The sequence below is a fragment of the Paenarthrobacter aurescens genome, from assembly GCF_041549525.1.
GTDB lineage: Bacteria > Actinomycetota > Actinomycetes > Actinomycetales > Micrococcaceae > Arthrobacter > Arthrobacter aurescens.
The window spans coordinates 57,245-82,201 of the sequence record NZ_CP157456.1 but is presented as its reverse complement, the minus strand read 5'-3'; the positions used below and the strand labels follow the sequence as shown (position 1 = coordinate 82,201).

Here is a 24,957-nt window from a genome sequence, read left to right as displayed (position 1 = left end):
TCCCTAGGCTTGAACAGGTCAGACAAACAACTCTCACAGCGGTGGCCCACGCTCAAAAAGCACTCCGCCGCGCAATGGAGGAGGAACAATGTCAGAACACAACATCGCAGGCAAGAAGGTCGCATTCCTGTTGACGGACGGCGTGGAGCAAGTGGAGCTCACCAGCCCATGGCAGGCGGTCAAGGATGCCGGCGGCGAGCCCACCCTCGTGGCTCTGTCCAAGGGAAAGCTCCAGGGTTTCAACGGCGTGGAGAAGGGTGACACCTTTGACGTGGACCTTGCAGTGGCCGACGCCGACGCCTCCAACTTTGACGCACTGGTCCTACCGGGCGGCGTCGTCAACGCCGATCACCTCCGCGCGGACAAAGACGCTCAGAACTTCACCCGCGCCTTCTTTGAGCAGCACAAGCCAGTGGCATCGATCTGCCACGGGCCGTGGATCCTCATCGAGGCCGCCGTGATCAAGGGCCGCAACGTCACCTCGTACCACACGCTCCAGACGGACCTGAAGAACGCGGGCGCCAACTGGACTGACGATGAAGTGGTGGTGGACCAGGGCCTGGTCACCAGCCGCAGCCCTGATGACCTTCCGGCCTTCAACGCCAAGGTGGTCGAGGAAATCTCCGAAGGCCAGCACGCAGGCCAGACAGCGTAGCGGTCACCCACCCACCAACGGCAAGTGCCGTCGTCGTACTTTCACAAGAAGTACGACGGCGGCACTTGCCGTTTCGCTGCATGCTCACCCGCGGTCTACTTCGCGGCTCCGACTTGGGCGGCTATGAGGGTGTCGCCCAGAACATCAAGGAACTCGGCAATATCCTTCGGTCCTTCAATGGCCGGGGTGGCGAACTCGCCGTCGCGGCCGATCAGGAACGCACTGGGGAATTTGCTGATATTCATCAGGCGGGCAGCCATCTTCCCTGAATCAAGGAGCAAATGATCGGCTAGATCGGGATGCAGCTCAAGCGCGCTTTGAGGGGATTCGTCCATGACCAGGCGTGCTGTGGCAAGTCCGGCAGTCCGGGCCTGCCATGCTTTCAGAGCATCGCCGGCGATCATGCAAGAGGGGCAGCCCCTCCTGGTGAACAGCAGCACAACGGGGGATTCGCGTGCAATTGATTGCAGGTTCACCGTTTGAAGCCGGACGTCCCGGAGACCCAGTTCGGAGGATCGTTTGACCGCGGGCAAGCCTCCGTCCACGCCGGTTATTTCGGGGGCCACCGCCACTCCGGCCAGTACCGCCAGGGCCACAACAAGGAAACCCGCCACAGCAGCAGGCAGGTCCGCGCGCCACAGGAACCCTGGCCCGCCCCCAGCAAGAGCCGCGCCGGCCGCAATGGCGAGGACGGCGTTCCGGATGACCGTCCACCGGCCGATGGTGGTTTTTTTGGTGCCAAAACAATTGCACTGGGCCGGTTCTTTCTTTATCGCCGCCAGCCACACTATGGCGAGGAAAGCTGCCGAAAGCAACAGTGCCCCTGCCGCGAAAAGCAGAAACCACATGCCAGGGGCGGTCAGTAGGCCAACGGCAATGGCAATTTCAATCCAGGGGAGGCCGCGGGCAATTAGCCGGTGCCTGAGAAACGAAGGGATGCCCATGGATTCCATGCCCGCCGCTACTGACCCCGGGGACATGAGCTTGCCCCAGGCCGCGAAGAGAAACGTGACTGCAACACAGGCAGCGAGACTGCCGGACAAGGCCGATAAAAACATGAGTGAATCCACCAGCCAAGCCTAGGCAAGAAACGGTGCTTCACAAGTTTTCGCTATTGAAACAGCGAATTCAGCTAGGACATTTGAGTTGGTCAAATCATCCACTGCCGTGCCCTGATTTAGAGTCCATTGATAGTGCAGCATTCGAGCCATCAATAGCTGTATTCCAGACTCTCCAATTCTAGTTATCCCCCGGAAAGGGCTTATCGAGATGACTGATGCTCAAGAAAAAAGCATGATTTCCCGACGTAAAGTGGCCAAGGGTGCGGCTTGGTCGCTGCCCGTTATCGCAGCGGCCGTTGCAGCTCCGGCCGCTTCGGCTTCCGTCCTGCCGCCCGCCTGCCCGGGATGTTTTGAACCCGGCGCCATACCTCTGCCGTTCACCTCGCAGGTCATCGTGTCCAACAAGTCAGGCACCCTCGCTATAGTTTCTGCGTTGAACGTCGATTCCAGCGGTTGCGATGTCAGCCTGTTCCAGCCGGCATACACGGCCATCATGACCAGCGCCACGCTGACCATGTCCGACGGAACCACCTACAATTCCACTGCCGGTCTTGGCACGGGCGTTGGAACGTTCGGCTCCATCAGCGCTTTCAACATGAATGCGATCTTTACGGGCATCAACTTCCCCGTGGGCGGCTCCATCGTCAGCGGCTACCCGGTGACACCCACCAAGCTGTGCGTGAACTTCACGATGGTCCTGGTTGGGCTTCCAAACCTTCTCCAGTTTCAATGCCCCGTCACGCTCTGCTGGGACATCCGCACCACGGCAACTGGCATCGTCGCTCCCATTCCGCTCTTGAACAGCGGCGCCGGCACACTGAACTTCACGGGCTTCCTCTCCCCGGCTTAACCCGCCATCAGCACGGAACCACGGGGGGTGAACCACGTTCACCCCCCGCGGATCGTTAAGCGCCCGCCATCGTCGTAATGTTGCGCAGGTCACACATGGCACATACGCTGGGGGACGCTGCAGCGTGGCAGCAAGGATGAAAGGCAGTACATTGGCCAGCGAGAAGCTCTCCGTAGTTGTTCGCGTCGACGTTGACGGTGAACAGATCCAGATCGCAGCAACAGGCCGCGTGACTACCTCGAGCCTCCAAGGGCTCTACCCGGTGGTCCAGCGCACCAAGAGCCTGGGTGGCGGCCTCGGCGTCGAAATGGACCTGTCCCAGGCAACCGTTGATGAGGACGCGCTGGATGAGCTGAAGGGCTACGCCGCAGTCCACGCCGTTCCGGTTCGCCTTGCCGCGGAACCCGCCAACGTGACTGCCCTCCCCTCCCGCAGCCTCCAAACCACCAGCCGCGCCGCCTGACAGCGCCGCTCAACACCCCGCCGTCGAGATCAAAAGCCCTCCACCAGGAGAAACAGATGCGCAAAGTCACCGCCGGCCTCTTCCATTCCGTGGATGGCGTAGTCCAGGACCCCTTTAAGTTCCAGTTCGACAGCTTTGACGACGAACTGGGCACGGGCCTTACCGAGATGATCAACACCGTGGACACCGTGGTGTTGGGCCGCGTCAGCTACCAGGAATGGGCGGGCTACTGGCCAAATGCGCAGCAAGACGACGATTTTGCGGCGTTCATCAACCCGATCGAAAAGTTCGTTGCCTCCCGCACCCTCACAGAGCCCCTGGAATGGGAAAACTCGCACCTGATCCAGGGTGACGTTGAGCAGTTCGTGACGGAGCTGAAGTCGCGGGACGGCGGCGAAATAGCCGTCTGTGGCAGCATCTCCTTGGTCCGTCAACTGCTGTTCGCGGGCATCCTGGACGAACTCACCCTCATGACGCACCCCGTTGTGGCCGGCGGAGGGCGCCGGCTTTTCCAGGACGGCGATCCCCTGCATCGGCTTGTGTTGGAGGACCAGTACGCCACCAGTAAGGGCAACGTGGTCACCACCTACAGCCTGCGCAAGGACTGAAGCGCCCGACGGCGGCACTCGACCACCGCCGTCGGCCCGCCTCAGCGCTTACCCAACAGGCCCCAACAGCAACGCTGCCCCCAGTTCGCTCCTGAAGTAGAGCACGCTGCGGCCATATCGGGTTGAGGTGACGAGTCCGGCGTCCCGGAGCACCCTGAGATGCTGATTCACGGCGGACGTTGTAACGCCAAAGCGAAGGCCCAGCTCTGTGGAAGAGGCCGGGGCAGACAGAGCCGTGAGCAAGCTGGTCCGGACCTCGCCCAATACGGCAACTATTGCGGCCGGATTGGTGATTCGCTCCGTCTCCCACATGGCACCTTGGCCCCGGGCCGGGTACATGAGCATCGGCGGGTCGCCGTGGTTCACGGGAGCTGAAGCCCTGCGGGTGAACATGGTGGGAACAAGGGTCAACCCCAGTCCGTCAGTCTTCTCGGTCCGGGATGCCGGGTTCTTCAACCTCACGGAAATCACGTGGCCATCGAATTCCACAGCGCCGGACAAATCATTCAGCATGGTAAACAACCCGCCCTGCGCGATCTGCCGGCCGCGGTAGACGATGTCCGCTTCAAGGATGGTGCGCATGCGCAGCCAATGCGGCTCGAAGCAGGAGTCCCAAAACTCCCGGAGGATACGGACCATGCGCCGGATCGCTGGCCCAACGGGGCCGGAATAGATGGAGGGTACTGCGCCGTGCACCCGGATCAGGTCCCCATGAAATTGCTCGGCGGGTATCTGCTCCAATGCAGCAAACTCGTCATCGATCCGGGTCAGTGGGGACGCTGGCCGCGGGTTCAGGAAGTCCGGCGTCCACAATCGGTCATCTACCAAAGCCAGCAATCCATCGAGGTCCAAACGCGCGCGGGCCTCTTCTGTTCTGCGCAACCAAGGCAGTTGAAGTGGATACTGGCTGGGGTCTCGGATAGCCCTCAATGAGAGTCCCAGTTCGCAGAGGGGCGAGATACCAAAACGCACGCCGCCCAGATCCGCCTCTGACAACTCGTACCTCAACATGAAGCACTACGCTACATCAATACCAAGCGATGGCAGGGGATGGCAGAACTACATGTGTGACCAAATCCCCCGCAAGCACCGCTCCCGCCCAAAAGCACAGCCTCCGCGGCGCGCTCTCCGATCCCATGCTCAAGATCCTCGCTTCTGCAATCCTCATAGCCACACTTGGCCGCGGCATCTTCCTCACCCTGACAGTCCTGTACTTCAGCCGCTTCGTGGGTCTAACGGCCTTCGAAATCGCCATGATCCTCACGGTGTCCAGCGGGGTGGGCGTTGCCACGTCGTATATCGGTGGTCGCCTCGCCGACCATTTCTCCGCGCGCCGGCTCCTTGTTGGAATGGTCACCATAGAAGGTCTGGCGATCGCCAGCTATACGTTCGCCGGCAACTTCAGCACCGCCGTCGTGATCGCTTGCATCGCTGTTGGAGTGAACCGTGGAGCGAACGCCACGCGTTCGGCGATCATCGCCCGGGCCTTCGACGGCCCCAGCCGCGTGAATGCGCGGGCCGTCCTCCGCACCATCACCAACCTGGGCATTGCCGTTGGAGGGATGATCGCCGGACTCGCGCTGTTGGCCGGAACTGCCGAGGCATTTCGGGCAATGATGGTGTGCGCAGGCGTGGTCTACATCCTGAGCGCCCTGCACTTGCGCCGCCTCCCCCAGCGTGTGGACGCACCCCGCCGCGATCCCGCCAAGCCTGCACCGAAGCGCGGAATCTCCCCCTTCAGGGACCGTCGCTACGTACTGCTGACCGTACTATCCGGCATTTTCGGCATGCAGTTCGGGCTCGCCGAGATGGGCGTTCCGTTGTGGATTTCGCAGGACACCAGCGCCCCCGATGTCCTCATATCCGTCATCCTTGTCATCAACACCCTTTGTGTGGTCCTGCTGCAAGTGCCGCTCTCCCGGGGCACCGACCATCCTCGTCGTGCGGGAAAGATCGTGATGACTAGTGGCACGCTCATGGCTGTAGCCTGCGTGCTCTACTCATCGGCGGGAGGGGCGCCGGTTATCGCCGCCATCGCCCTGCTGTGCGGCGCGGCCCTCCTGCATGCGTTCGCCGAAATCCTGTCCCAAGCGGGCGCCTGGGGGCTCAGCTTCGAACTGGCCAACCCTCTCCAAGCAGGCGCTTACCAAGGGATGTTCGGCATGGGATCTGCCTTGGGAGCTATGCTCGCGCCGCTCGTGGTGACCGCCACCGTCGTCGAACACGGTGCTCTGGGCTGGGCCATGCTGGGTGCGGTCTTCCTCGCGTCGCCGTCGGGAACCTGGCTGATAGCCCGGAAAGCATCCACGACGCCGGCGGCCGCCTAAGCGGGAACGGGTCCAGATGGCTGCCTCCCGCGGTGATGCCCTGAAGAGGCAGCCATTTGCATGAACCAAACGTCAATGACTGCCCGTCACGTCCTGCCAGGGGAGCCTGTTGGCGTTGCAGAGAAGGCTGGGCGATTCGCCACGCGCGGCCAGCTCATCCTTGAGCCCCTGCCTGACGCCTTGTCCGTAGGACTGCACTCTTCCACCCTCAGGGTAGGCAGCATTCGGTTCATCGTTCAGGCCAGAGTATGAGCAGATGGAGTTGGAGTTTTCGGGGCCCCTTTCCACCTGGCCGGCTGCGAATGCCGGAGTGGCGGATAACGCCGTCAGGGCACCAACACACAGTGCAGCGGAGAGAATTTTGATGCGCATTGCTTTACCTCGCTTCGTTTGACGTGGCGTGCGCTCCCCAGCCAGCCCGACGCAGGTTGGATTAAGATAGCGCAGGTCCGCACCGAAGTTAAGACCCTTACCGTAGTTCTCTCCAGCGGGAAGATCCCGGGCTAATCATGGAGAAACTGCTGCAGAAAGCTCCGGAGCCGGGATGCTTTGACCTGCTTCGGCGAGGGGTTCTGAATGGAGGGTTCATCCACGGCTGAGCAATCCGGGCAAGGCCCATCTGGGAACTCACCCATTTGTTTCCAGATCCACCCCTCCAGGCAGTGGGTGTTCCGGCACTCCTCTTGCTTCATGAATCATCCCCCAAACGCAACAACTCTCGCGTTTACTATGTGGAGTTCAGGGACGATTCATGGCGCGGAACAGGGAGCGCATCTGATGAATCCGTCAGATGAGAGCGGCTCAGGTAGGCGTGTGGCCGGCCCAGGGGGTCTAGGTCGGAGCCGGCCACACTGTCCGCTGAGCAAGCGGACAAACGCACGGCCGGCCAGCCAACTAAATGGGGCCTTGCCAATGCGCAGTGACCGGCTGACGAAAGGGTCTCGTCTTCCCGTCAGCCGTGGCTGCGGTTCCGCATCCGAAATGCACCCGGCAGCCTGCCACTACCTATAAGTGATGCCACCGGGCGAATCGTGACATGGTTTTGAGAGCCTTTATTAGATTCCTATGGGACCGCAAGGACGTGCCCCCAGCGTCCTGTGTCGTTGTGGTCAGCACCGTGCAGGTCAGCAACCACCGCTCAGGGTCGTCCTCGGGCAGCTCCGGATCAGGCCAGAACTCGTACAGGCCGGCAAAGCCGAGCAACGGTTCCTTTTCGGAGAACAGATAGTTCGGGATCTTCTTGCCATCCTCGGTCTTCTGCCATTCGTAATAGCCTTCAGCGGGATTATCCGGTAGTTCAGATGATCACCAAGTATTTGCCCAGTTCAAAGCCATGAAGACGCGTCGTCAATGATCCAGCGGGCGAACGTAGATCCGGCTCGGGCCGGTCCTTCCAAAGTCGCTACAGAAAACGTCCCCGATATTCACTAAGAGTCGACAACTTCAGCAGTCGGGAGTGGGTGCCGTCCCGTCAGTTTTGCATTGGGCTCAGCCGTGCGGATTGCCGCGTCGTGCTAGACCAGTTTCTGCCGTGCGGGATGGTCGCTGCCGCGCATTCGAACGGCAACCACCAGACCGGAGGCTGCTGTGAGTGCAGCGACGGTCGCGATGGCTGCGGGGATCCCATAAAGATCTGCGAGAAGACCTGACAGGAGTGCCCCTACGGCGAATCCGCCGTCACGCCAGAGCCGGTAGACCCCAACGGAGCGTGCACGCCAAGTGGGATGGGCAACGTCCCCGACGGCGGCCAGGAGAGCGGGGTAGACCATGGCCGTTCCGAGTCCGAGGAGGACAGCGGCGATGAGCCAGGCCCCGAAGCTGTGGGAGGCGGCGACTATGGCGAGTCCCGCGGCTTGGACGATCATTCCGGCCACGATGAACCATTTGCGGCCCCACCGGTCTGAGGCGGCACCGGTGAAGAGCTGCCCGGCGCCCCAGACCGCGGGGTAAACGGCGGCCAGGATCCCTACCTGGTTCACGTTTAGCCCTGAGGTGACGAAGAGGACTGGAAAGAGGCCCCAAGCGAGGCCGTCGTTGAGGTTGTTCACCAGTCCTGCCTGGCTGGCTGCGGAGAGTGAGCGGTCTTTGAAGCTGGTGAGGGTGAAAACCTGTCCTGTGGTGAGGCAGGCGTCGGCCTTCCTGTGTGCACTGACGTGCTGAAAGGCTTCTGTTTTGGCATGGTGATGGGTCTCGCGAATGGTCAGGACGGATAGGCCTAACCCGAGGGCGATGTAGGCCGCACCGAGGAGGAACGGGCCAGGCCGGAGGCCGTAAGCGGAGGCAATGTACCCGGTTGCGAGGGCAGTGACGGCGACTCCGAGGTAGCCCGCTGCTTCGTTCAGGCCCATGGCCAGGCCGCGCTGTTTCGGGCCCGTCAGGTCCATTTTCATGATGACGGCGGTGGACCAAGTCAGGCCTTGGCTGATGCCGAGTAACACGTTTGCGGCAACGATCCGTTCCCATGACGGGCCATAGATGAGCATAAGCGGGACGGGAATCGCTACCAGCCATCCCGTGATGAGGACGGGTTTGCGGCCGTACCGGTCAGAGAGTGTGCCCGCGAAGTAGTTCATCGCGGCCTTGGACAGACCGAACGCGAGGATGTAGGTCAGGGCGCTTGTGTAAAGGTCCAGGTGGAAGGTCTGGGAAGCGAGCAGGGGCAGCACGGTGCGCTCTTGGCCCAGCGTTCCACCCACCAGGGCGTTCACTGCCACCAGCAGCATGAACTGTGCCAGGTTCTGTCGCAGGCCCAGTGCGGCGCGGGTGGAGTGCAGCACGCTTTCCGCCTTTGTTCTGGCCATTCCTGAGTACTCGCTTTCGTGCCGGGAACATAAAGGTGCCCGGACGCGTGGGGGAACGCGTCCGGGCGGGCCCGGGCAGGACGGGGGTCCTGCCCGGGCGGTCTTAAGGGCTACTTTGCTGATACGGCGTTCTGTCGGGTCTGCTGGAAAGCGTCCCAAGCTGCGTAGCTGCCGTCGAGTTCGACGACGTCGTATCCGGCCCGGCGCAGGGCGCTGGCTGCGACGGAGTTCCGGACGCCTGACTGGCAGTAGGTCACGATGGTTCCGTCCGTGGGGAGCTTGTCCAGGTGCCACATGATCCGGCCGCCACTGAGCTGGTACGAGCCGGGGATGTTCCCGGCGGTGTGTTCGCTGCGGTTGCGGACGTCCACGACCAAGGCGACGTCAGAACCCTGCAGCTCTTCTGGCTGGACCAGCTTCGGCGTGGACATGGGAAGTCCTTCGATGCTGGTGACGTAGCCGGCAACGTTGTCGATGCCGACCCGGACCAGGTGGTCCCACATGTCCTTAGCCTCTTCCTGGTCTGCTGCGAGCAGTACCAGAGGGTTCTTGTCGGTCTCGGGGTTTACTACCCATGCACCGTAACTGGCCACGGACTTCCCGGCGGGTACGTTCAGGGATCGGGCTACCGTGCCTTCGTGGACTTCGCTGTTGGGGCGGGTGTCGATGAACGTGACTTTGTCCTCCGCCAGGTCCTTTGCGACGTCTGCGGTGTCCAGTTCCTCGAGCGGTGCGCGTTCTCCCATGACGACGGGGCCTTCACGGTTTTCGCGCTTCATCCGGCCGAAGTAGGCGTGCGCGTCGGGCTGGCCGTCGAGGAGCTCGTCGATGAAGCCCTGCTCGTCGTTGGCTGCGAGGTAGGGGCCCCACCAGGAGTAGAGCCGCTCGTAACCCACGGTGGAGGAGGGGATGGCGCCGAGTGCTTTGCCGCAGGCACTTCCGGCGCCGTGTGCGGGGTGGACCTGGACGTAGTCCGGCAGGGTCAGGAATTTGTCCCGCAGGCTGGCGAAGAGCTGCTTTGCGCCTTCGAAGCGGGTGTCGATCCCGCCGGCTGCCTCGTCCAGCAGGTCGGGACGTCCCAGGTCGCCGGAGAAGACGAAATCACCGGAGAGCAGGTAGCCGGGCTGGTCGCTGAAGGCACCGTCGGTGACCAGGAAGGAAAGGTGCTCGGGTGTGTGGCCCGGGGTGTGCACGGCCTGGATGCTGATGTTGCCGATAGTGATCTTGTCGCCGTCGTAGAGGCGTTCGCCGTCGAATCCGTACTGCCAGTCAGGTCCGCCTTCGCCGGAGACGTAGATCTTCGCGCCGGTGGCGGCGGCGAGTTCGCGGGTGCCGGAGAGGTAGTCGGCGTGGATGTGGGTTTCGGTAACGGCGATGATCTTCATGCCGTTCTTCTCAGCGAGTTCCTGGTAGACGGCGATGTCGCGGCGGCCGTCGACCACAACGGCGGTGCCGTTGGCCTGGCAGCCGATCAGGTAGCTGGCCTGGGCGAGGTCTTCATCGTAAATGCGCTCGATAAGCATCTGGTGATCTCCTTTGGTTGAAAGGGGTTTGGGGTGTGTTCTGAATCCAGCTTAAATACCCCTGGGGGTATTTCGCAACCAGGTTGTGACCTAGGTCGTTTTTCTGTGAAACAGCTTGTGCAGGAGCCTGCGCTGGCGTGCGGGGGTGTGGCTAGGTTGTTGCCGTGACGGGTTTTCCGGAATGGGTTGATAGGTGACGGGGTGGCCTGCCCGATACCACTCGGTGATCCCGCCGGCGACGTTGACGGTCTGGTATCCGCGGTCGGTCAGGATCCGTGCGGCCTGGCTGCTGCGTTTTCCTGACCCGCACAGCACATGGATCGTGTTGTTGGGCAGGTCGGCGAGCCGGAAGGGCAATTCGTCCAGGGGGATGTTCAGGCTCCCGGGTACGTGTGCGGTGGCATGCTCTTCCCGGGTCCGCACGTCCACCAGGGTGGCGCGCGGCCACATCGTGGCGAGTTCGTCTGCCGTTACCGTGCGGTACGTCTGGCCCTCTGGCACCGCATCAGGCGTTCTGGGGTCCGGCTTGGGCGCGGAGTTCATCCATGTCCAGGTTCTTGACGGCCCGGATGACTTCTTCGAGGCCGGTGGCGTTGAGGGCTCCGGGCTGGGAGAAGACCAGGGTTTTGTCCTTAAAGGCCATCAGGGTGGGGATGGAAGTGATGTTCGCTGCTGCGGCGAGGGTCTGTTCGGCTTCGGTGTCTACTTTGGCGAAGGTGATGTCCGGGTGCCGTTCTGCCGCGGCGCCGTAGGTGGGGGCGAACTGGCGGCAGGGGCCGCACCATGCTGCCCAGAAGTCAACGAAGACGATCTCGCTGCTCTCCAGGGTCTGGGCGAAGCTCTTTTCGGTGATGTCGATGGTTGCCATCGTCTTTCGTATCCTTTCGGGCGTTGTAGGTGGAAGGCGTCTGGGGTGGCGGGGACCGGAGGGGTCAGGTGGTGGGGAGGCCGGCGCGGGTCCAGGCGGTCATGCCGCCGGCCATGGTGTCGGCGGTGAAGCCGGCTCCGTTGAGGGCGTCGGCGACGCGGGTTGAGCGGTTGCCGCTGCGGCAGACCGCGATGACGGGCACTGCCGGGTCCAGTTCGGACAGGCGTGCCTGCAGCTGGCCCATGGGGATGTGCAGGGCGCCGGGGATCATGCCTTCGGCGACTTCGACGTCCTCGCGGACATCAAGGATGCGGGCGCTGGAGCGTCGCTGGTCGGTTCGGTGATGGTGATTTCAGCCATGATGTTTCTCCTTCGAAAGATTGTGTGCTGGTGTTAGCGGACGGGCTCGCCGGCTGCCCGCCAGGCGCTCATGCCGCCGCGCAGGGAGTAGGCCTGGTACCCCTGCGAGGCGAGGAGCCGGGCGGCCGAGGCGGAGCGGACTCCGGAGGCGCAGACGGCGATGACAGGTTTGTTGTTGTTGATTCCGGCGGGGCTGGTTTGCAGTCGGTCCAGGGGGATGTGCTTGGCCTGGGATGCCCGTCCGGAGCGCCATTCTTGGGCGGAGCGGACATCGATCAGGACGGCGCCTGAGGACAGGAGGTCCTTGGCCTCAGCGACTGAGAGCGTTGTGTAGGGCTTGCTGAAGGCTTTTTTCAGAGAGCTGATGAGGCCCATGGTGTTCTCCTTGGTGGTGATGAGTTCAGGCGGGTGAGGGGATTTTGCTGCGGCGGCCGGTGCGGTTACGCAGGGGGCAGGAGCTGATGAAGAACCAGCAGATGCCCGCAGTGGCTGCGGCGAGGGCTGCGACTCCGGCGGCGATGAACCACCGGAGGTCGGCCGGGGCTTGCTGGATGAGGACGAAGGTTCCCATGGCCAGGACGAACCAGCCGAAGGCTTTGCGCAAGGCGGCTTCCGGGATGCGGCCGACGAGTTTGGAGCCGATGAGCGAGCCAATGATGGCGGCGGCGGTGACGCCGAGGGTGAGGCCCCAGTCGAGCTGGACGGTGGTGAGGTATCCGGCGAGCCCGGCGAAGGACTTCATGGCGATGACCACCAGGGAGGTGCCCACGGCCACGGACATCGGCAGGCCTCCGAGCAGTGCAAGGGCCGGGACCACGAGGAATCCGCCGCCGGCGCCGACCAGACCGGTGATGAGTCCGACGACAGCCCCGTCCAGCAGGACCCGCCCAATGGGCAGTTCGTGCTTGACCGGCGCGGCGGCGCCGTCGACATTCTTTTTCTTCCGGCCGCGGAGCATGGCCACGGAGGTGGCCACCATCATGATGGCGAAGGCGATGAGCAGGATCTGGCCGGGGATATGCCCGCCGAGGAGGCCGCCGACGAATGCGCCAGCCATGCCGGCCGCGCCGAAGATCAGGCCGGTCCGCCACATCACCCTGCCCCCGCGGGCATGGCTGATTACGCTCACCGCGGAGGTGACGCCCACGACGAACAGTGACGCTGCGATCGCTTCCTTGGCCTCGAACCCGGCCACGTAGACCAAGACTGGGACTGTCAGGATGGATCCGCCACCGCCCAGGACGCCGAGCGAGAGTCCGATCACCACCGACAGGGCAAGAACCAGGAGCAGGGTGACTGTCATCAGGCTGCGGCTTCCGTGCTTTTGTTGATGACCGCGGGCAGGGCGAGGATGGCGCTTTCGCGGGTGGGTTCCTGGGCGGCCTTGTTCCACGGCATGGCCGAGATGGCCTTGCCCATAGCGCAAGTGTTGGTCGCGGCCGAGAACGTCAAGCCCGTGCCGATCACCCCGGCTAGCGTCCGGATCTTCGGGGAGATGAACCTGCCGCCGGCCAGGCCCAGGACCACGAGGGAACCGGCCACAAGGCGGACCTGCCGCTCAAGATCCCAACGGTCCTTGCCCTTGACCACGTCACCGCCGGCGGCGGCGAAACCTGGTGCGCCGCCGGTCAGGACGTAGGCGGTGTCGATGCCGGCCTTGGCAAGACGCTGGCGGGCCTGCTCGGCTCGCACGCCAGACTGGCAGACCAGGACCACACGGGAGCTCAGGCGGGAGGCGAGTTCGTCCGTGTGCTCGGACAAAAGCTGCAAGGGCACGTTGTAGGAGCCACGGATATGCATGGATTCGAACTCAGCGGCGGAACGCACGTCGATCACCACGAGGTCCCGGTGCTCTTTGAACCAGGACTGGAGAGTTTCAGGGGCGAGTGCAGTGACGGTCGGTGCCGCGGAACTGGAAGTCATGGTTGGCCTCTCGGAAGGGGTCGGGTGGATACCCCACCGAGTATTACAGATACCCCCGGGGGTAGTCAAAACACCCTAGGGGGTATATGATTGAAGGAAGTTATCAATAGTTGGAGAAACCCGTGGAACTCAATCCCTCAGAACTGACCCCTGTCATCAACCGGCTCAAGCGAGCCCAAGGCCAGCTGTCGGCAGTCACCCGCATGCTTGAAGAAGGCCGGGACTGCAAGGACGTCGTCACCCAACTCGCAGCTGTATCGAAGGCGCTGGACCGGGCAGGGTTCGCCATCATCGCAACGGGCCTTGAGCAGTGCATTGTCCAAAAAGACGCAACGATGGACAAGAAAGACCTGGAAAAGCTCTTCCTCTCCCTCGCGTGAGGACTGCGATTGGGCGGTTCCCAGCAGCGAGAATGATGACTTCAAACCGGACCGTTGCTTCGCCTTCGGCAGTGGCCGACCCAGCAAGAGCCATGACGCCGTTGAGCGCTCCGTGAGCTACGGCTCCTGGCGGACCGTCGCTCCTGATATGGCCGAATCCAGGCTCTCTACAGCGAATCGACCAGCAAATACCCAGCTCACTGTTGCGGGCTGCTGGGCGGCCGCTTATCGCCCGGGTGGACTGGTGTCGGCAGGCGGGCAGGGATTCTGACGCCGCAGTTGGAGTATTTGGCCGTGGAGTAAGGTGATCGCAGCTGCTCGCTATGGCGGTTTCTGCATCCCAGGAGAAGCAATGACGACTGAAGATAAGCGCGGCCACGGAGACGCGGAAGCCGAAAAGCTACAAGCAATCTTGAATCCGCACCTAACCCTTGGTTCGGAATGGCAACAGGCCATCGAGCCTATGCTCGATGAAAAGAGGAAACCCTACATAGGGCCGAAATCCCCACTGGCGCAGGTCGTGGAGCAGCTTGACCTGATGGCACGGCAATGGCCCCAAGATGACTGTGTACTCCTCGTGCCTGTCTTCACACCAGACCATTACACCGTTCACTATATGCGCGGAAAAAACCATCTGAAGACGGCTAAGTCGGCTGGAGCTTGTGGTCATCTATGAAGGCCTGCCACGAAGCGACAGCCTGTGTTGCAAGCCCCAGGGCATCCTTGGGAGCGTCTTCCCCAACTACCTGGATCTGCGCTTCTGCGCGCTGACCTACGAAGTAAACGGATACTTCAGCTACGAACGCCATTCTTCCACCTGTCCGGGTATGGTGCTTTTGCGTGTTCGCGATGTCCTTTCCCAGGACGAGGGCTGGGTCTGTGTAGAAAAGCCTGTTCAGCTCATTTAACTGCTCTGGCGTGAGCATGCATTCCTTCGCCATGTCGCGCTTCATCCACTCATGAAGATGGGTGCTGAAAATGAAAAATGCGTCCACGTCGAACATCATCTTGTTGCGATCCACTAGGTTCTGGTAGTCCGCTTCCAAGGCCGAGTATGCCCGCAGCACATGGTTCCAGTGCACTTTCCAACAGCGGTGGTCATATCTGAGGCTGGCGACACCTACGTTCAGAGATGCACTCCCGGTTAGGGCTAAGGAACCCGCCCCGGCGGACGGTCTTGTCGGGCCGGTCCCCTTCTCAGCTGTCATGCTTCAGTGTAGGAACCCTCTGCGGGACGGCCGGCGTAGGGGTGCTGGTCTCCCGTAAGCAGCTCTATTGTCGGATGATGCTTACTTTGCCGCTGCCTACATTCGCTCGGAGGCAATCAGCGATTCGCTCGGCTTCCTTCTGAGTAGCGGTTTCGAGCAGTCTGATGCTGAGATGCGTTGAGGGCAAGTTGGCAGACTGAATTGCCTCGTCGATGAGTGGGTCTTCCAAACAGTGTTCTATCGAGGCATCACTCTCCCTGGGGCCAAGAACGGACACGTGCCAGCGGCCCGACGGGTCAGAGCTGATGGTTTCCTCGCTTGGTACCTCGCCACAGGACACGAGGGCAAGAGGCAACAGGGCGAGACCCATCAAATGACGCGTTCGGCTTTTCATGTACGAATCCTTCCCCCAATCCCGACTAAACCCAGAGCATATGTCGAAACCAGGCCTGTCGGTTCGACACTCGAACCCTCTGTGGGACGGGCTGGTCCAAGCCCAATTCAGATTCAGCGGGGTGAATCGGGTATGTCGTCCTTTTGGCCGTGGTCCTGTGGCTCGGATCCCGGTGACGAAGCCAAAACTCACGGCAGCGTCATTGGAAGTGCTCATTTGCTCGCTGGCCGCGGGGAGCTCTGCAACGGAACGGACAGCTTTCTCGAGCTGCTTTTACTCGTTCTTCTCAGGCCCTGCTTGACTCTTAAGTGACGGGTGCGGCCCGCCCGTCTGCTCCGGCACGTCGCTTCGGGTTTGACCATCCTCAACGAAAGTAATTCGAATTTGGCTCCCCCATTTAAGGACCGACCCTGCGGAAGGATCCTGGGAGGTCACCCAGAACAGCCCGGGCCATGTACCCGGCCTTCCCTCCTTGTGGACACCACTGGAACAGTCACTCAATGGTCCCGCCTAGAATGCTATTTCTTGCCGGCTTTCAGATCAGAGACCACCTTGGTGATGCGTCGCGCACGGGTCTCGGGCGTCTTCGCATCCCCTATCGGTTCCACGTACCGCCGTTGGGCACTGTAGTTGAGTGTTCCGTAGAATTCCTTCGCCTCAGGCTCGGCATCCAGTGCAGCCGCGAGATCATCCGGTACTTCCACAACGCGGGGCTCCGTATCCACCTCCAAGCCAACCTCCACGGTGTCCCCCGCCGCCGCCCCGGTCAGCTCGCGGTTGGCCGAGCTGACGCCCACCATGTACTTCCCGCCCATCACAGCGATGCTGCTGCGGTAGCTCTGCCCGTTGATGGTTACCACCACCGGGGGCCGCTTGCCTGCACCGAGTCCCTCAACTACCTCGTCCGGAACTTCGATGCCCGCCTTGTTGCCCTCGCCCACAATGGTGGTTGTAAATTTCATGTCCCCAGTATGCCGCCGGTCACGGGTGGACGCACCCCATCAGCAGGACTAGGTTCAACATAACGCCGCGTGAAGAAGGAGAAAGAACATGGACGAGCAGGACCTTTTGGAACGAATTCAGTCTCTTGTTGAGGAAGAGCACCGCCTCCGCGACGCTGCCGGGTCAGATGACGGCGACAGCACGGCCCGTCTGGCTCAGCTCGAAGCCCAGCTGGACCAGTGCTGGGATCTCCTCCGCCAGCGCAGGGCAAAGCGGGATGCCGGGGAGAACCCGGACAGCGCTGAACCGCGCCCTATCAGCGAGGTTGAGGGCTACCGGCAGTAACTACGCCCCTTCAAGCACCTGACTGGTGGCCCACGCAAGGTACTTGGCTGCGTTGGCCACGGCGTCGGCTACATCCGGGACCCCATCCTTGCGCTGCGCAACATCCAGCAGCTGGGCTGCAGCAACAATGCCATGCTTGGCGAGGTCTTCCGGCGTTACCGTAATGCGTCCGGCTACCGCGATCACCGGTATGCCGTGCACGCTCGCGGCGTCAGCCAGAGCAATGGGCGCCTTGCCCGTGAGCGATTGCTCGTCCATGGATCCCTCACCGGTGATCACCAGATCGGCCTCGCCCAGGTGCTTGGCAAGTCCCGTCAGCCCCGCCACCAGCGCGAAGCCGCCTTCCAGCGCAGAGTCAGTGAAAGCAAGGAACGACGCCGGGAAGCCGCCTGCCGCTCCAGCTCCCGGAACGTTGACGTCGCGGCCCGTGGCCTCCCGAAGGAGCGAGGCCCAGTTGCGGAGTCCGGCGTCGAGCTTCTCAACGGCGTCCTCATCCGCCCCCTTTTGGGGGCCGAAAACGTGCGCGGCACCTTCCGGACCGTACAGCGGGTTTTGAACGTCGACGGCGATCCTGAACTTCACGGCGGACAGCCGGGGATCCAGCTCGGAGACGTCCAAGGCAACGACGTCGGCCAGGGAACCTCCGCCGAGTGGCACCACATTGCCGGCTGCATCAAGGGGTTTGAGCCCCAAAGCGCGTAAGGCGCCGCTGCCGGCGTCGGACATTGCAGAGCCGCCCAGTCCGAGCACGATTTCCGTGGCCCCGGCATCGAGGGCTGCAGCCACGAGCTGTCCGCAGCCGTAGCTGTGGGCGCGCAGCGAGTTCTCGGGCGTGGGTTCCATGTGCGCCAGGCCGGATGCCATGGCAGTCTCGATCACTGCGCTCGCTCCGCCAAACGCGTCCTTGCGGATGGCCCACGAGGCTCCTACCGGCTTGAGGATGGGCCCAACCACTGCGTTGTTCCGTTCCTCGTAGCCCGCCGAAATAGCTGCGTCCAGGGTCCCTTCGCCACCGTCGGCTACTGGGAACTGGGTGGTCACCGCATCCGGGTAAACGCGCAAGGCACCTTCGGCCATGGCTGACGCGGCTTCGGCGGCGGTCAGGGATCCCTTGAACTTGTCCGGGGCGATGAGAATACGCATGGGTCCATCTTGCCAGCTTCATTCGGAAAGCGCTTGCCCACAGCGTAACGTAGCGGCTGGTTCAGTCGTCCGGACCTTCCTGACGCGCAGTTCAGGGTCGCTCCTGATAATCGCGCCCGCTTCCGCGGCAAGCGAACCGCCGGACTACGCGCTGATCACCCGAACAGGGGCGCCATCAAGCCAACCCTTCACATCCTCGAACGCCCCACCGTAAAACTGCCGGTAGCTCTCGCGCGTTACGTAGCCGATGTGCGGCGAGAGAACCGTCCTTGGCGAATGCAGCAGCGCATGCCCGGCGGGGAGAGGCTCTTCGTCGAAAACGTCCAGGGCAGCACCTCGGATCCAACCCTCTTCCAAGGCACGGATCAGTGCTGCCTCATCCACCAAGGGGCCGCGTGCGGTATTGATCAACACACCGTCCGGACCCAGGAGCCGAAGTTCCTCCGAGCCCACAATTCCCTCGGTCCTTTCGGACAGCCGCAGGTGGAGCGTCACCACGTCCGATTCGCTGAACAATTCCTCTTTGCTGACCTTGCGGGCGCCGGCAGCCTCGGCATCTTCCGCGGTCAGGTTCTGGCTCCACGCGAGCACATCCATTCCAAACGCCCTGGCGTAGCCTGCCATTCGCTTGCCGATTTTTCCCAAACCAACAATTCCCAGGGTTTTACCCTCGAGTTCAAACCCGACGCCGGTCTGCCAGCTACCAGCCCGCAGCGAGTTCTCCTCCACAGACAGGTTGCGGGCAAAGGCAAGCAGCAGGGCCCAGGTCAGTTCGGGCGCGGCCGCAGGTGAGCCCGCTGTACCGCACACCACGATCCCGCGTTCTGCCGCTGCCTCAAGGTCAATCGCCGCATTCGCCATGCCGGTGGTCACCAACAGCTTCAGGTTGGGCAGGGCCTCGAGGACGTCCTGTGGAAAGCGCGTGCGTTCGCGCATGGCCACAATGATGTCGAAAGGCGCCAAGGCCGCCACGGCTTGCTCTTCTGAGCGGAAAGGTGCGCTGAAGACGCTGACCTTCACGCCGTCGTCGAGCAGTGAATCCCACGGGGCGTAATCGCCGGAGACCTGCTGGTAATCATCAAGGATGGCTAAACGGAATCGGGTCACGCTATTCATCCTTGCGCGGCGAGGCGTGGGACTCAAGACCGCCGGTGATTTTGCGGCGCGCCAGTAATGTCGTCGTCAACCCGCTGCGGCGTCGTTGCCCAACAACGCAATAGCGGGTTGAGAGCGTTGTAATGCCACCTCAAAGGCCTATGGCATCCCGGAGCAAATGATTCTAACGTTGTAAAGGACGTAAGCATCCCTTCGAAGGAGATCCCTTGACTGACCCGCGTAACCGAACCTTGCCCAAGCCCGAGCACCCCCGCCCGCAGCTGGTCCGCGACAAGTGGCTGAACCTCAACGGCACTTGGGAATTTGAGATCGACGCCGGTGACTCCGGTTTGGAACGCGGGCTCACCACCCGAGAACTCAACAGCGAAATCCTGGTTCCGTTCGCGCCGGAATCTGCGCTCTCGGGGATCGAACACGTCGATTTCATGGAAGCAGTCTGGTACCGGCGGTCGGTCACCATCCCTCAGGAGTGGGAAGGCCAGAACGTGCTGCTTCACTTTGGCGCTGTGGATCACGACGCCACGGTGTGGGTGAACGGGGTGGAAGTCGCCAGGCACCGGGGAGGTTTTACGCCTTTCACTGCGGATCTTGGAGGAGTGGCCGAGCCCGGAACGGAGGCAGTGATCGTGGTGCGGGCCAGGGATTCCCGCCACGAGATGCAGGCCCGCGGCAAACAAGCCACCTGGTACAACAACACCCACTGCCAATACACCCGGACCACAGGAATCTGGCAAACCGTGTGGATGGAGGCAGTGCCCGAGGTTCACATCAAGCGCCTCCGGATGACCCCCAACCTGGCAGACTCCAGCATCACACTTGAGGTGCCCGTCAGCCAGAACCGGAACGGGCACACTGTCACCGCCGTCCTCAGCGACAAGGCTGATGTACATGTAGAGGCCACGGCCAGAGCAGACCTGGACCTTACACCCTCCCTTCGGCTGGAAATCCCCCGTGAGTCCTTGCGTCCTTGGTCCATTGAAGATCCCTTCCTGTATGACCTCGAGGTCAGCGTGATGGATTCCGCCGGCAACACTGTTGATCACATCAGCAGCTACGCAGCTGTGCGGTCCGTTGCCTTGGACGGCAAAGTTGTTCGCATCAACGGCAAGGCAGTCTTCCAACGCCTCATCCTGGATCAGGGCTATTGGCCCGAGTCGCTGATGACTTCTCCGGATGACGCAGCCTTGATCAAGGACATCGAATTGTCCATGGCTGCTGGTTTCAACGGCGCCCGGCTGCATCAAAAAGTCTTCGAGGAGCGTTTTCTCTACCACGCTGACCGGCTCGGCTACCTGGTGTGGGGGGAGTTCGGCGACTGGGGCGTCTCCGGCGGAGGAACCGTGGGGCACAACCAGAAGCCCACAGCGAGCTTCGTGGCGCAATGGCTGGAAGTGCTCAAACGCGACTTTAACCACCCCTCCATCATCGGCTGGTGCCCGCTTAATGAGACCCATCAGGTTCTGCACGACCGCCTGACAGTCCTCGACGACGTTACCGAGGCGATGTTCTTGGCCACCAAGCTCGCGGATCCCACACGCCCGGTCATTGATGCTTCCGGCTATTCCCACCGCATCCGGGAAACGGACATCTACGATTCCCACTCGTATGAGCAGGACCCGGACCGCTTCCGGATGGAACAGCAAGGCCTCGCCGAAGGGAAGCCGTATATCAACCGCAAGGCCGACGGCGAGGACTACTCAGTCCCCTACGCCGGCCAGCCCTATTTCGTCTCGGAATTCGGCGGGATCTGGTGGAACGAGGTTGAGGCCCGGCAGGCGGTGGACGGAAGCGACGTTGCCTCTTCATGGGGTTACGGCCAGCGCGTCAGCAGTGAGGAAGAGTTCTACACCCGGTTTGACGGTCTCTGCTCTGTTCTGCTGGATAACCCGGACATGTTCGGGTACTGCTACACCCAGCTCACGGACGTTTTTCAGGAGAAGAACGGCATCTTCACCTTCGACCGCAGCAACAAGTTCGACCTGGAGAGGATCCGCGCCAGCCAAATCCGGCCGGCCGCGATCGAAACCCGAGGGATGTGAGAGAGCAACCCCGCAAACCCCCAGGTGATGTGAGAGAGCGTCCCCAAACCTGACGCTCTATCAGGACACGCGGGAATCTACGCAACCCTCTATCAGACCCACTGGCCCCGGCGCACCAGGACTTCCTTGAGAAGATCCAGCCGATCGGACACGAGCCCGTCCACCCCAAGGTCCAGCAGCCGTTCCATCTCCGCCGGATCATTGACGGTCCACACATGAACCTGCCGGCCCAACCGGTGTGCGCGCCGGATAAACCCCGGCGTCACCACGGGCAAGCGTCCGTATCGGACAGGAACCTGGAAAACGTCGACGCCGGAGAGCAGCTTGCGCGCCAAAGGAACCGGAAGCACCGGCCCAAGAACAACGAAGAGCGCAGTGAGTGAACTGCCCGCAGAGGAGGCCACACGACGGGAAAGCCTTGAAAGGACTGCGCGGCGGCGCCTGTCCGAGAAGCTGGTGACCAGAACCCTCTCATGGACGCCATGCTTCTCAATAGCCGCAGCCATGGGGCCTACGGAGTTCCAATCCTTGACGTCCAGATTCAGCCGGGCTTGGGGCAACGAGGTGACCAGTTCGTCAAAGGTTGGCACGGGCTCCACGCCGCCAATGCGTGCCTCGGAGACCTCAGACGCAGAAAGCTCGGCAATACGGCCTGCAGAATCAGTCACGCGGTCCAGGGAGGAATCGTGGAACACCAGGAGTACGCCGTCAGAGGTGGTGTGGACATCCGTCTCCAGGTGAACGGTGCCCAGTTCCACTGCAGCGCGGAATGCGGCCATGGAATTCTCCAGTCCATCCAAGGAGAAACCCCGGTGGGCGAAGGCCAGAGGGCCCACGGAACCGTCCTTGCGGAGGAAATAGGGCAGCGTCACTCCCGTAGCGTAGCCCATTGCAAAGGTGGGTTTAGCTCTCCTGCGGGACTGCCGCCGTCGTTGATTGCGGAACGATCGCCACACCGTCACTGACGTGTAACAGCGTGCGGCCGCGTCCGCCGTCGAGCTCCACCCACACTGCCGTGGCATCGCCGGTGACGGCGTCCACAACACCTGCCGACTCGAAGCCGGGAGTCAAGGTCACCTTGACGCGATCGCCCTGGCGAAGCGAACGCCAGTGATGATCCGGTTCGATCCGCCGCAAAGGTGCGGTGTTGACGTTATTGATCCGGCGCTTAGCCATGGTTCCCCCTGCAAATTCCGACGTGTAAGACACCATGCGAACGGGTCCTTGGCTGGAAGCCTACGGAGGCAAGTTGAACGCAGGTTGTATGGAAGCTGGGAACTGGATGACACTGCGGGGCTGACAGACTAGGGGCATGACTGTGTTGATTGCCGGCTGCGGCGACCTTGGAACCGAAGTTGGACTCCGCTTCGCTGCTGCGGGACAGGACGTAGTGGGATTGCGCCGATCCCCCGGTAAGCTGCCCGCCGAAATCCGCGGCCTGTATGCGGACCTCTCCACCTCAGTGCCGGAACTGCCTGAAGACGTGGACATTGTTGTGGTGGCCATCGCCGCTGATGCTTCCACCGAAGAGGCGTACCGGGCGGCGTACCTGAACGGCGTCAAGAACGTGCTGGACGCCCTGGAACGGCAGGCCATCCAGCCGCACCGGATCCTTTTTGTCTCCTCCACGGCTGTGTATAAGGATTCCGGCGGAGCTGTGGTGGACGAGTCCACGCCCACGGAACCCACGCGGTTCAGCGGCAAGGTGCTGGTGGAAGCCGAGGAGCTGTTGTTCGCCCGGACTCAAGGCACGGCAATTCTGCCCATCTCCTTGCGGCTGGGCGGCATTTACGGTCCGGGACGCACTCGTCTGATCGATCAGGTCCGCAGCGGCAAGGCTGTCATACCGGCCCAGCCCCGGCATACCAATCGTGTCCACAGGGACGACGCCGCGGCCATGATCGTCCACCTCACCACCATGAAGGCCACCCCGGATTCCGTCTACGTAGGCGTCGATGATCTCGCAGCGGAAATGGGCGACGTCATGCGGTTCCTCGCCTCGGAGATGGGATGCCCGGAACCCCCGACGGCGGCACCTGACAGCGCTTCGGACGCCGGGCCGGGTGACAAGCGCTGTTCCAACAAACGCTTGCGGGCCACCGGTTTTCAGTTCGTCTTCCCTACGTACCAGGAAGGGTACCGCTCCTTGCTGGCCGGTGATGGCGTGCGGCACCCGTGATCCGCGGGGCTGCTGCGGCTTCACGGGCACAGGGTTGGGGTCGGTCCTACTTCGCTTTACAAGCCGTGGCCGGACTGGCGTGGTGGATTTCCGTTTTCCTGTCACCAACCGTGCGTGGGGCCACACTCGGCAGCCTTAACCCGGTACTTGTGGCGGCCTTTGATGTCCCCCTGTTCGTCATCGGATCGGGCGTGGCAGCCTTCGGCATCAGGGCAGCCGCCGTGGTGGCCACCGGGTGGACGGTCCTGGTTTCGATCCTCCTGGCCGCCTACGCCACCATCACCACCGAAGCGGGATGGGGTGTCCTGATCATGGCGGCCGCGGCTGCTTGTTCAGTGGTAGCGCTGTTCCTTGTGGTGCAGGGCCGGGTTCCTACGGAGCTGATCGTCAGGGGACCGTTCGCGTTCCGTCCGGCACCCACGCTCCGCCGCACGGCAGCCAACGTGGGGGCCACCATGGGTCAGTTGGTCCTCTTCTGGGGATTTTTCCTGGTGGTACTGCCGTCCGTCATATGGTGGCTCGAGCAGCGGTGGCTGGTGTCCCTGCCGTTCCCCTCGGCGGCAGCACCCGCCGGTCTGGTGATACTTGTTCTGGCCAGTTGCCTTGGCGTCGCTTCCGCAGTGGCCATGTCCTCAACCGGAGGCGGCACCCCTCTGCCCTCCGCCATGCCCAACCGCCTGGTCATCGCCGGTCCGTACAGGTGGGTCCGGAACCCCATGGCCGTAGCGGGCATCTCCCAAGGAGCAGCTGTTGGCCTGATACTGGGTTCGTGGCTGGTGATCGCCTACGCCGTCATCGGCTCGCTCCTGTGGAATTACGCCGTGAGACCACACGAGGAAGCTGATCTGGAACGCCGGTTTGGAGCCGACTTCCGGCGTTACCGCGACTCAGTACGCTGCTGGATTCCGCACCCGCGGCGAACTAGACCCGCTGCCCGCTGAGCTTTGCCTCGAGAATCTGGGCCACGCCGTCGTCGTCAAAATGCGGCGCCTGCTGCCCGGCGGCGAGGATGGCTTCCGGGTGTCCGCTGGCCATCGCGTAACCGTCACCGGCCCAGCGGAGCATCTCAACGTCATTGGGCATGTCCCCGAACGCCACAACATCTGCGGCCTCGATCCCCAGCGACTCTGCGTACTGAGCCAGAGTGACCGCCTTGTTGATGCCGGGAACGGACATCTCCAGCATCGCAGTCCGTGGCGCTGAGTGAGTGGTGCTCACCAGATGCTGGACCGCGGGCTGCACCTCGGCAAGGAACTCGTCCGGCGTGCCTTTGCGCGTGATCGCCAGGAACTTTACGACGGCGTCATCCGCCGTGAGCGTCTCGGCCAGCGGTGCAGGGGTGAACTCGGCAAGCAACTCGCTGGTTTCGTTCTCGATGAAGCCCGGCTCAAGCTGGAAACCCGTGAGCGTCTCCACGGCGAAGAGGGCATCGGGCCTGATGGACTTGATGATACGGCGCGCTTCAAACACGGACCCGGCGTCAAGGACAGACGAGGAAAGGGCTTTTTCTGACTCGAGGTCCCACACCACGGCACCGTTGGAACAGATCACAATTCCGCTGTGACCCAGCTGTTCCTGAAGCGGGTACAACCAGCGCGGGGGTCGGCCCGTGACGAAGACAAGTTCCACCCCTGCGTCGCGGCACGCCTGGAATGCCTTGATGGTGCGGTCACTGATTTTTCCGTCATGACCGAGGATGGTGCCGTCAATATCGCTTGCTACGAGCCGCATCATGCCAGTCTACGTGGGCCCAAAGACCCCCAAGGTCGCGC

Annotated in this window: 28 protein-coding genes and 2 pseudogenes; 11 read left to right on the top strand and 19 right to left on the bottom strand. The window is 62.4% G+C overall.

All coding sequences use genetic code 11. From position 1 onward, the window contains the following. Positions 1 to 88 precede the first annotated feature (88 nt). Entirely contained in the window at positions 89 to 655 is a 567-nt protein-coding gene (locus ABI796_RS00430) for a type 1 glutamine amidotransferase domain-containing protein (protein ID WP_141282823.1), read from the top strand. Between the two features lie 95 nt (positions 656 to 750). Here ABI796_RS00430 and ABI796_RS00425 read toward each other — a convergent pair whose 3' ends face one another. Then, entirely contained in the window at positions 751 to 1,725 is a 975-nt protein-coding gene (locus ABI796_RS00425; RefSeq protein WP_141282825.1) for a MauE/DoxX family redox-associated membrane protein, read from the bottom strand. A gap of 223 nt (positions 1,726 to 1,948) precedes the next feature. On the opposite strand from ABI796_RS00425, the gene ABI796_RS00420 reads away from it, so the two are divergent. The 3 genes from ABI796_RS00420 (at position 1,949) to ABI796_RS00410 (ending at position 3,637) form a co-directional block, all read left to right on the top strand. Then, positions 1,949 to 2,566: a hypothetical protein gene (locus tag ABI796_RS00420; RefSeq protein WP_170224881.1), complete on the top strand. Its 618-nt coding sequence runs from the start codon at positions 1,949 to 1,951 to the stop codon at positions 2,564 to 2,566. A gap of 136 nt (positions 2,567 to 2,702) precedes the next feature. Continuing rightward, positions 2,703 to 3,029 carry a hypothetical protein gene (locus tag ABI796_RS00415; protein ID WP_141282829.1) on the top strand — a complete coding sequence of 109 codons (327 nt, stop codon included), beginning with the start codon at positions 2,703 to 2,705 and terminating at the stop codon, positions 3,027 to 3,029. 56 nt (positions 3,030 to 3,085) lie between these two features. Next, positions 3,086 to 3,637, top strand: a complete 552-nt coding sequence (locus tag ABI796_RS00410; protein WP_141282831.1) for a dihydrofolate reductase family protein — start codon at positions 3,086 to 3,088, stop codon at positions 3,635 to 3,637. A gap of 48 nt (positions 3,638 to 3,685) precedes the next feature. Here the strand turns inward: ABI796_RS00410 and ABI796_RS00405 are convergent, their stop codons facing one another. Beyond that, complete coding sequence (locus tag ABI796_RS00405; RefSeq protein WP_246095727.1) at positions 3,686 to 4,519, bottom strand: DUF5937 family protein; 834 nt, start codon at positions 4,517 to 4,519, stop codon at positions 3,686 to 3,688. Positions 4,520 to 4,704: 185 nt separating this feature from the next. Between ABI796_RS00405 and ABI796_RS00400 the strand changes: the two genes are divergently transcribed. After that, positions 4,705 to 5,964 carry an MFS transporter gene (locus tag ABI796_RS00400; RefSeq protein WP_246095728.1) on the top strand — a complete coding sequence of 420 codons (1,260 nt, stop codon included), beginning with the start codon at positions 4,705 to 4,707 and terminating at the stop codon, positions 5,962 to 5,964. 72 nt (positions 5,965 to 6,036) lie between these two features. Here the strand turns inward: ABI796_RS00400 and ABI796_RS00395 are convergent, their stop codons facing one another. From ABI796_RS00395 to ABI796_RS00350, 10 genes and pseudogenes are all read right to left on the bottom strand, one after another. After that, entirely contained in the window at positions 6,037 to 6,336 is a 300-nt protein-coding gene (locus ABI796_RS00395; RefSeq protein ID WP_141282837.1) for a hypothetical protein, read from the bottom strand. A gap of 633 nt (positions 6,337 to 6,969) precedes the next feature. Continuing rightward, positions 6,970 to 7,236: pseudogene (locus ABI796_RS00390) on the bottom strand (SOS response-associated peptidase family protein); the annotation flags it as partial. A gap of 242 nt (positions 7,237 to 7,478) precedes the next feature. Then, positions 7,479 to 8,765 carry an MFS transporter gene (locus ABI796_RS00385; RefSeq protein WP_141282839.1) on the bottom strand — a complete coding sequence of 429 codons (1,287 nt, stop codon included), beginning with the start codon at positions 8,763 to 8,765 and terminating at the stop codon, positions 7,479 to 7,481. Between the two features lie 110 nt (positions 8,766 to 8,875). Then, on the bottom strand, positions 8,876 to 10,288 hold the full coding sequence (locus ABI796_RS00380; RefSeq protein WP_141282841.1) for a rhodanese-like domain-containing protein: 1,413 nt from the start codon (positions 10,286 to 10,288) through the stop codon (positions 8,876 to 8,878). Between the two features lie 90 nt (positions 10,289 to 10,378). Then, the gene (locus ABI796_RS00375; protein WP_141282843.1) at positions 10,379 to 10,831 is read right to left on the bottom strand and encodes a rhodanese-like domain-containing protein; all 453 of its coding nucleotides are present in this window, start codon (positions 10,829 to 10,831) and stop codon (positions 10,379 to 10,381) included. Beyond that, a complete protein-coding gene (locus ABI796_RS00370) occupies positions 10,794 to 11,156 on the bottom strand; it encodes a co-chaperone YbbN (RefSeq protein ID WP_141282845.1) in 363 nt (120 codons plus the stop codon). Before ABI796_RS00370 ends, ABI796_RS00375 begins: the two co-directional genes overlap by 38 nt. 64 nt (positions 11,157 to 11,220) lie before the next feature. After that, positions 11,221 to 11,516: pseudogene (locus ABI796_RS00365) on the bottom strand (rhodanese-like domain-containing protein). 33 nt (positions 11,517 to 11,549) lie between these two features. Continuing rightward, entirely contained in the window at positions 11,550 to 11,891 is a 342-nt protein-coding gene (locus ABI796_RS00360) for a rhodanese-like domain-containing protein (protein ID WP_141282847.1), read from the bottom strand. A 25-nt stretch (positions 11,892 to 11,916) separates the two neighbouring features. Beyond that, entirely contained in the window at positions 11,917 to 12,819 is a 903-nt protein-coding gene (locus tag ABI796_RS00355; RefSeq protein WP_141282849.1) for a sulfite exporter TauE/SafE family protein, read from the bottom strand. Next, entirely contained in the window at positions 12,819 to 13,439 is a 621-nt protein-coding gene (locus tag ABI796_RS00350) for a rhodanese-like domain-containing protein (RefSeq protein ID WP_141282851.1), read from the bottom strand. Before ABI796_RS00350 ends, ABI796_RS00355 begins: the two co-directional genes overlap by 1 nt. Positions 13,440 to 13,561: 122 nt before the next feature. On the opposite strand from ABI796_RS00350, the gene ABI796_RS00345 reads away from it, so the two are divergent. Further along, positions 13,562 to 13,819, top strand: a complete 258-nt coding sequence (locus ABI796_RS00345) for a metal-sensitive transcriptional regulator (RefSeq protein ID WP_014920545.1) — start codon at positions 13,562 to 13,564, stop codon at positions 13,817 to 13,819. A 352-nt stretch (positions 13,820 to 14,171) separates the two neighbouring features. Continuing rightward, complete coding sequence (locus ABI796_RS00340) at positions 14,172 to 14,495, top strand: hypothetical protein (RefSeq protein ID WP_141282853.1); 324 nt, start codon at positions 14,172 to 14,174, stop codon at positions 14,493 to 14,495. Here ABI796_RS00340 and ABI796_RS00335 read toward each other — a convergent pair. Further along, a complete protein-coding gene (locus ABI796_RS00335; protein ID WP_141282855.1) occupies positions 14,464 to 15,027 on the bottom strand; it encodes a hypothetical protein in 564 nt (187 codons plus the stop codon). The two genes, ABI796_RS00340 and ABI796_RS00335, sit on opposite strands and share 32 nt — an antisense overlap. 912 nt (positions 15,028 to 15,939) lie before the next feature. After that, the gene (locus ABI796_RS00330) at positions 15,940 to 16,383 is read right to left on the bottom strand and encodes a YdeI/OmpD-associated family protein (RefSeq protein WP_141282857.1); all 444 of its coding nucleotides are present in this window, start codon (positions 16,381 to 16,383) and stop codon (positions 15,940 to 15,942) included. 88 nt (positions 16,384 to 16,471) lie between these two features. Here ABI796_RS00330 and ABI796_RS00325 point away from each other — a divergent pair, with 88 nt between their 5' ends. Beyond that, positions 16,472 to 16,708 carry a DUF2630 family protein gene (locus tag ABI796_RS00325; RefSeq protein WP_141282859.1) on the top strand — a complete coding sequence of 79 codons (237 nt, stop codon included), beginning with the start codon at positions 16,472 to 16,474 and terminating at the stop codon, positions 16,706 to 16,708. Here the strand turns inward: ABI796_RS00325 and ABI796_RS00320 are convergent, their stop codons facing one another. After that, positions 16,709 to 17,851 carry a glycerate kinase gene (locus ABI796_RS00320; RefSeq protein WP_141282861.1) on the bottom strand — a complete coding sequence of 381 codons (1,143 nt, stop codon included), beginning with the start codon at positions 17,849 to 17,851 and terminating at the stop codon, positions 16,709 to 16,711. Between the two features lie 144 nt (positions 17,852 to 17,995). Continuing rightward, positions 17,996 to 18,967, bottom strand: coding sequence for a D-2-hydroxyacid dehydrogenase family protein (locus tag ABI796_RS00315; RefSeq protein WP_141282863.1), 972 nt, complete (start codon positions 18,965 to 18,967; stop codon positions 17,996 to 17,998). A gap of 206 nt (positions 18,968 to 19,173) precedes the next feature. Here ABI796_RS00315 and ABI796_RS00310 point away from each other — a divergent pair, with 206 nt between their 5' ends. After that, complete coding sequence (locus ABI796_RS00310) at positions 19,174 to 21,006, top strand: glycoside hydrolase family 2 protein (protein ID WP_174754496.1); 1,833 nt, start codon at positions 19,174 to 19,176, stop codon at positions 21,004 to 21,006. Between the two features lie 92 nt (positions 21,007 to 21,098). On the opposite strand, the gene ABI796_RS00305 is transcribed toward ABI796_RS00310, so the two are convergent. Both ABI796_RS00305 and ABI796_RS00300 read right to left on the bottom strand, forming a co-directional pair. Further along, entirely contained in the window at positions 21,099 to 21,896 is a 798-nt protein-coding gene (locus ABI796_RS00305; protein ID WP_141282865.1) for a glycerophosphodiester phosphodiesterase, read from the bottom strand. Between the two features lie 13 nt (positions 21,897 to 21,909). Further along, on the bottom strand, positions 21,910 to 22,182 hold the full coding sequence (locus ABI796_RS00300; protein WP_141282867.1) for a hypothetical protein: 273 nt from the start codon (positions 22,180 to 22,182) through the stop codon (positions 21,910 to 21,912). Positions 22,183 to 22,318: 136 nt separating this feature from the next. Between ABI796_RS00300 and ABI796_RS00295 the strand changes: the two genes are divergently transcribed. Next, the gene (locus ABI796_RS00295; RefSeq protein WP_141282869.1) at positions 22,319 to 23,185 is read left to right on the top strand and encodes an SDR family oxidoreductase; all 867 of its coding nucleotides are present in this window, start codon (positions 22,319 to 22,321) and stop codon (positions 23,183 to 23,185) included. Continuing rightward, entirely contained in the window at positions 23,185 to 24,126 is a 942-nt protein-coding gene (locus ABI796_RS00290) for an isoprenylcysteine carboxylmethyltransferase family protein (protein ID WP_174754498.1), read from the top strand. The genes ABI796_RS00295 and ABI796_RS00290 overlap by 1 nt, the downstream gene beginning before the upstream one ends. Here ABI796_RS00290 and ABI796_RS00285 read toward each other — a convergent pair. Beyond that, the gene (locus ABI796_RS00285; protein WP_174754499.1) at positions 24,107 to 24,916 is read right to left on the bottom strand and encodes an HAD family hydrolase; all 810 of its coding nucleotides are present in this window, start codon (positions 24,914 to 24,916) and stop codon (positions 24,107 to 24,109) included. The genes ABI796_RS00290 and ABI796_RS00285 overlap by 20 nt on opposite strands. Between the last annotated feature and the right edge of the window lie 41 nt (positions 24,917 to 24,957).